Below are 6,175 nucleotides of genomic sequence, written 5' to 3' on the forward strand. Positions count from 1 at the left end.
GTGCCGGCCCCACCCCCTCCCTGATGCGCATCCTGCTGGTCGAAGACGAACACGCCCTCGGCACCTGGCTCTCCAAGGCCCTGGGTGCCGCGGGCATCGTCGTCGAATGGGTGGACAACGGCCGCAGCGCGATCGCGGCAGCCGCGTCCGGCCACCACGACGTGATCGTGCTCGATCTCGGCCTGCCGGACCGCGACGGCCAGGACGTGCTGGCGGACATCCGCCGGCGCGATGCCCACGTGCCCGCCCTCGTGCTCACCGCGCGCGACGCCCTCACGGAGAAGGTGCGCGCCTTCCACGCGGGTGCCGACGACTTCCTCGCCAAACCCTTCGAGCTGGAGGAACTGCAGGTGCGCCTGCATGCGCTGCTGCGCCGCGCGCGCGGCGCGGAAGCGGCGCGGCTCGCCTGCGGTCCGCTGGCGTACGACCTGGTGCTGCGGCGCTTCTCGCTCGACGGCCAGGCGCTCGCGCTGTCGCCGCGCGAATCGGCCGTGCTGCGCGTGCTGTTGCAGCATGCGGGCGAGCCGATGTCCAAGCAGCAGATCCTGGAGCGCGTGGTTTCGGACGAGAAGGACATCCAGCCCGAAGCGGTGGAGGTGATCGTGCATCGCCTGCGCAAGCGCATCGACGGTCCGGGCCTGCGCATCACTACCTATCGCGGCCTCGGGTATGCGCTGGAAGCGGCTTAGCCGGCTGCGGCTGGCGCGGCAGCTCCTGCTGCTGCTGCTTCCGGCGCTGCTGCTGCTGTCGCTCGCCGAATTGCGGCTCACCGCGCAGGACGTGCGGCGCGCGGCCGACGCCGCCTACGACCGCTCGCTGCTCGGCGCACTGAAGTCGATCGACGCCAACGTCTCCACCGAGTCCGGCGGGCTGGCGGTGGAACTGCCTTACCGCATGTTCGAGTTCTTCGAGCTCACGGCCAGCGGTCCGGTGCACTTCCGGGTGGCCACGGCCGACGGCCTCGTGGAGTTGGGCAGCCCCGACCTGCCGGCGCCGCCCAGCGCCCTGAAGCTGGGCGTGCCGCAGTTCTACGACGGCACGTACTTCGGGGCGCCGGTGCGCATCGCCGCCTACACGCGCGAACTGGAACGGCCCGCGGAAGGATCGGCGTCGCGGCGACTGGTGATCCAGGTGGCCGAGGCGACCCAGTCGCGCGACGAGTTCCGGCGCGTGTTCGTGCAGCGGGCGGCCGTGTCGAGCGGGCTGTTCCTGGTGCTCACGGTGGCCGCGTGCATCTCGGCCATCGTGCTCGTATTGCGGCCGCTCGTCCGGCTCTCGCGCGAAGTGGAACAGCGCTCGCCTGGCGAACTGCAGCCCTTGGCGGAGGAAGGCCTGCCGGAAGACGTGCGCCCGCTGGTGGCCGCGATCAACCAGCACATGCAGCGCACGCACGCGCTCGGCGCGCAGCAGCGCATGTTCCTGGACGATGCCTCGCACCAGCTGCGCACCCATCTCACCACCTTGCGCATGCAGGTGGATTTCGCGCTGCGCGCCGACGACCCGGATGAAGTGCACAGCACGCTGGAGGCGCTGGCGGGCGAATTGCAGCGCGCGACGCGCAGCACCAACCAGTTGCTGAGCCTCGCGCGCAGCGAGTCGGTCGAACTGCAGCAGGCGCCTTTCGAGGCCAGCGAATTGCTGCGGGAGGTGGCGCGCCAGTTCCTGCCGGCCGCGCGAGAGAAAGGATTGGACCTGGGCGTGGAGGCTGATTCTCTCGAAGCCCATGGCGACGCCGCGCTGCTGCGCGAGGCTCTGGTCAACCTGGTGGCGAACGCCATCGCGGCGGTGCCGGACGGCAGCATCACCTTGCGGGCTGCCGCGAACGATCTTGGCTGGACCCTGTCGGTGGAGGACACCGGCCCGGGACTGCCGCCCGAGGTGCGCTCGCGGGCCGGCATCCGCTTCGCGCGCGGCCATGCAGGCCGCGGCGGCGGCTCCGGCCTGGGACTCGCCATCGCATCGGCGATCGCCGCGCGCCACGGCGGCGCCTTGCGGCTGGAGGGCGGCGAAGGCGGCAGCGGACTGCGTGCAAGCCTCTCGTGGCCGCGGCCCGCAGCCGTGACGGAGAACTGAATGCGCCACCTGATCGCCTGCATCCTTGCCGTCCTGGCCCTCCAATGCGCCTCCGCCACCGCGGCGCCGCGCGTGGAATGCATCGCGCCCGCGAAGGCCGGCGGCGGCTTCGACCTCACCTGCCAGTTGCTGCGCGAGATGCTGCGCCTGCCCGCAGCCGCGCCGGTGGCCGACGTGGACATCCGCTACCTGCCCGGCGGCATCGGCGCGCTCGCCTTCGACCGCGCCGTCACGCAGCGCTGGAGCGATCCGCGCACGCTCGTCGCCTTCTCCACGGGCTCGCTGGTGAACCTGGCGCAGGGCAAGTTCGGACCGCACTCGCCCGACGACGTGCGCTGGCTGGCGACGCTCGGCACCGAGTACGGCGTCGTCGCCGTGCGCAGGAACTCGCAGATGGATTCGCTGGCCACCCTGCGCATGCGCCTGCGCGCCGATCCCGCCGGCCTCGTGTTCGGCGCGGGCGGCGGCGTGGGCAGCCAGGACTGGATCAAGGCCGCGCTGCTGGTGCAATCGGCCGGGAAGGACCATCGGGCGATGCGCTTCGTCTCCTTCGAGGGCGGCGGCCAGGCGATCGCCGCCCTGCGCGGCGGCCACGTGGACGTGTTCTGCGGCGACGCTGCGGAAGCGACGGAAGCCTTCCTCGCCGGCGAGATCAAGCTGCTCGCGGTGCTTGCGCCGCAGCGCCTGGCGGGACGCCTCGCACAGGTACCGACCGCGCGCGAGCAGGGCCTGGATCTCGTCTGGCCCACGGTGCGAGGGGTCTACATGGGGCCGGGCGTCGCCGCGCGCGATTACGACGAGTGGGTGCGCACGCTGCAGCGCGTGATGGCGACGCCGGAGTTCGGGCGGGTGCTGCGGGCGCGCGGACTCGAGCCGTTTCCGAAGACGGGGAGCGACGCGCAGCAGTACGTCCGCAGCGAAGTCGAGCGCATGCGAGAACTGGCGCGCACCCTGCATTTGCCCGTTCGTTGAGGCCCGGCGAGGGCCTACCCCGAACGGAATAGATACACGGCGTAAATAAACGTTTCACCCGTTCAGGGGATGGACCCCGGCCGGTGCCTTTCCTGTAATCCGCCAGCGCCCACGCGCCCTTCGGATCACACATCACCACGAGGACTCCCCAATGAAGGTAGCTTCCCTGAAGCTCGCCGCGGCCTGCGCGGCAGTGGCATTGCTGGTTGCCGCCTGCGGCGGCGGCGGAGGCGGCGGTACGACCGCCGGCGGTTCGGGAGGCGGAGGCGGTGGCGGCGGTGGCGGATCGACGGTGTCCAGCCAGCTGGTCGGCACGGCCGCCACGGGCGCCGCGCTGGCGAACGCGCCGGTGACGATCACCAACAGCGCGGGTGCCTCGCCGTGCACCGAAGCCGCGATCAGCACCGATGGCCTCGGCAAGTACACCTGCACGTTGAAGACGGGCGAGACGGCCCCCTTCTTCATCGTCGTCACCGACCCTTCGGGCAACACCGGCGCGCTGGTCAGCGTCGCCGTCACCACGCCTGCGGCCGGCACGCCGCTGACCGTGAACGCCACGCCGTTGACCACCGCCATCGTGGCGCAGCTGGCCGGCGACGGCAATGCGCTGACCGTGGTCAACAACAGGACCGTCGACGCGGCCGCGCTGCAGACGGTCACGGCCAACGTGGTCGCGCAGCTCGCGCCGGTGCTCACGGCCATCGGCATGCCCGCCGGCTACGATCCCTTCGCTACCAGCATCACGGCGGCCACGGCCGCCAACACCGGCAACACCGCCGACCTGGTGCTCGACATCGTGAAGGTGGTCACCGATCCCGCGAGCGGCCAGCTCGCGCTGACCACGATCGACAACCCGACGCCCGTGATCCTGGCGACCGCCAGCAGCGCGGGATCGACCGTCACGACGCCGAACGCCAACGTGTCCAGCCTCTCGCAGGCGGCGCAACTGGTGGCGCAGAAGTTCAATGCCTGCTTCGCGCTCTCGGCCACCAGCCGCGTGCTGGCGAAGAACACCGCGATCCCGCAGGACCAGGGCGGCCCCGAAGTGCAGAACGTCGCCACGGCCTGCCAGGACTTCGTGTCCGACGCAACCAATGCGGGCGGCATCGACTTCCTCCACAACGGCTACAACGCCGGCCAGTTGTTCTATGGCCTGCTCACCAGCGACCAGATGACCGGCGCCGCCTTCAGCGTTCCGGAGATCGTCGCCTTCTACCCGGCGAACGGGTCGGCGACGCCGCCGGCGCTGGATGCGTACGACCGCGCCATCGTGAACATCCGCTACATGGACGCCGCCGGCAATGCCGGCAGCGTGATCACGGTCGCTGCCCGCATCCCCGGCAGCTCCTCGACCAGCCGGCCGACCGACTGGTGGCTGGTGGGCAACCAGCAGGCGGTGGACATCACCGTGCGCGTCAACCTGCGCCGCGTCGAGCAGTTGAACACCGGCGGCCCGCGCTTCAGCACCTTCCAGAGCGGAATGGTGTTCAACATCAACAGCAAGGGCCCGGGGACCGTGCAGGGTGGCCAGAACCTGGAGATGGTGCGGGTCACCGGCCCGGGGCTGACCACCGGCGGCCTGGTCTACAAGGTCTCCGCGGGGGCGCAGAACTCCATGGACATGTGGAACAAGACGGGTAGCCTCACCGTGGGCAGCTTGTGCAACAACAGCGGCGCCTCGGTGAACTGCCCGAACCTGTGGTTCTCGCGCACGGCCGGCATCACCGGCACCCAGGCCCGCACGCTCGCGTCCAACCCCAACAACGCCACCAACGGGCTGATCTGGGCGCAGCCCGCGGACGGCTTCGACCCCAGCGCCGTCGTCATGGGTGCGCGCTACAAGTTCGAACTGTTCTACGGCGCCAACACGGGCACGCCGGACCGCGTGATCTTCAAGACGCTGCTGACCAACCTGATCCCGGCAACCCAAGGGGTCGACATGCCCTGGAACACGCCCGGCCCGCAGACCCTGGCCGCACTCGATCCGGCGGGCAGCCTGGCCGGCGCGCAGAGCGCGCTGCCCGTGGACTGGGTTCAGAACCTGGCCGCGCCTCAGATCGGCGGGGTGACGGTCACCATCGACGCGGTGACCAACAGCTTCGGCCCGAGCAAGCCGGTGCCGCGCGGGGCGACCTCTGCGATCTACAACGTGGCGACGGTCCCGGCCTTCACGACCACGACCTCCCGGACCATCCTGTTCAGCCTGCGCTCGACCGACTCGACGAACAAGTCGGCTGTCTACACGTACAACTAACCCTCAAGGCAACCCATGAAAGCCCCGCGCCTCGCCGGCGCGGGGCTTTTTCTTGCGCGGCGTATCATCATGTAACCAAATACACAACATCCCGCGCCTGCCGCGGACACCGTCGATGTCGACAACGAGCCTGCCGGAGTTCAGCCGCTTCCTGCTGGACCTCTACCGCCATGCCCAGGAAGTGCCGGTCCACGAATTCCAGGACGCGGTACTGCAAGCGGTCAAGCCGCTGCTGCATTTCGACGCTTCCATCTGGGGCACGGGCACGATGACCGCCCAGGGCATCGACATCCACAGCCTGCACCGGCACAACTTCCCCGACGCGATGTTCACCGCGTTCGCGAAAGTGCGGCACCAGGACACGGCCGCGGTGCGCGTGACCGGCCAGCCGCGGCTGACCATCGGCTTCAGCGCGCTCGAGGAGTTCTCGCGCGACGACCAGGCGGACATCCGCCAGTTCGCGCTCGATCATTCGCAGCACCACTGCTTCATCACCTCCGACATCAATCCGCTCACGCGCTTCGCCGAATGGGTGTCGCTGTTCCGGTCCGACCCGCAGAGGCACTGCACGCCCGGGGAAATCGAGTTGCTGGCCGCCCTCGCGCCGCACCTGATGCAGTCGCTGGCGATCAACCGCCTCGTGCACCTCGACCGCCTGGTCGGACACGACGCGCGCGCGAGCTGGGCGGTGGCCATCGCCGATGCGCGCGGCGTCATCTACCACGCGGATCCGCGCTTCAGGGAATGGATGATGCTGGAGTGGCCGCTGGAGGGCGGACGCGTGGCGGCTTCGCTGATGGAGGAGATGCAGGGCAGCCAGCCGCGCATCCTGGGCGACCGCGTGGTCGTGCAGCGCACGATGGAACAGGGCCTTTT

General features: G+C 70.1%; 5 protein-coding genes. All 5 read left to right on the forward strand.

The annotated features are described in order from the left end of the window. Positions 1 to 23: 23 nt before the first annotated feature. Entirely contained in the window at positions 24 to 689 is a 666-nt protein-coding gene (locus VF522_RS21585) for a response regulator (RefSeq protein WP_330910382.1), read from the forward strand. Next, positions 670 to 2,073, forward strand: coding sequence for a sensor histidine kinase (locus VF522_RS21590; protein ID WP_330910383.1), 1,404 nt, complete (start codon positions 670 to 672; stop codon positions 2,071 to 2,073). The genes VF522_RS21585 and VF522_RS21590 overlap by 20 nt, the downstream gene beginning before the upstream one ends. Further along, positions 2,074 to 3,045 carry a Bug family tripartite tricarboxylate transporter substrate binding protein gene (locus VF522_RS21595; RefSeq protein WP_330910384.1) on the forward strand — a complete coding sequence of 324 codons (972 nt, stop codon included), beginning with the start codon at positions 2,074 to 2,076 and terminating at the stop codon, positions 3,043 to 3,045. A 151-nt stretch (positions 3,046 to 3,196) separates the two neighbouring features. Continuing rightward, positions 3,197 to 5,299: a hypothetical protein gene (locus VF522_RS21600; RefSeq protein ID WP_330910385.1), complete on the forward strand. Its 2,103-nt coding sequence runs from the start codon at positions 3,197 to 3,199 to the stop codon at positions 5,297 to 5,299. A 115-nt stretch (positions 5,300 to 5,414) separates the two neighbouring features. Further along, a partial coding sequence (locus tag VF522_RS21605; protein WP_330910386.1) for a helix-turn-helix transcriptional regulator occupies positions 5,415 to 6,175 on the forward strand: 761 nt, incomplete at its 3' end.

Source organism: Ramlibacter sp. (assembly GCF_036383835.1).
In the GTDB taxonomy this organism is placed as follows: domain Bacteria; phylum Pseudomonadota; class Gammaproteobacteria; order Burkholderiales; family Burkholderiaceae_C; genus Ramlibacter.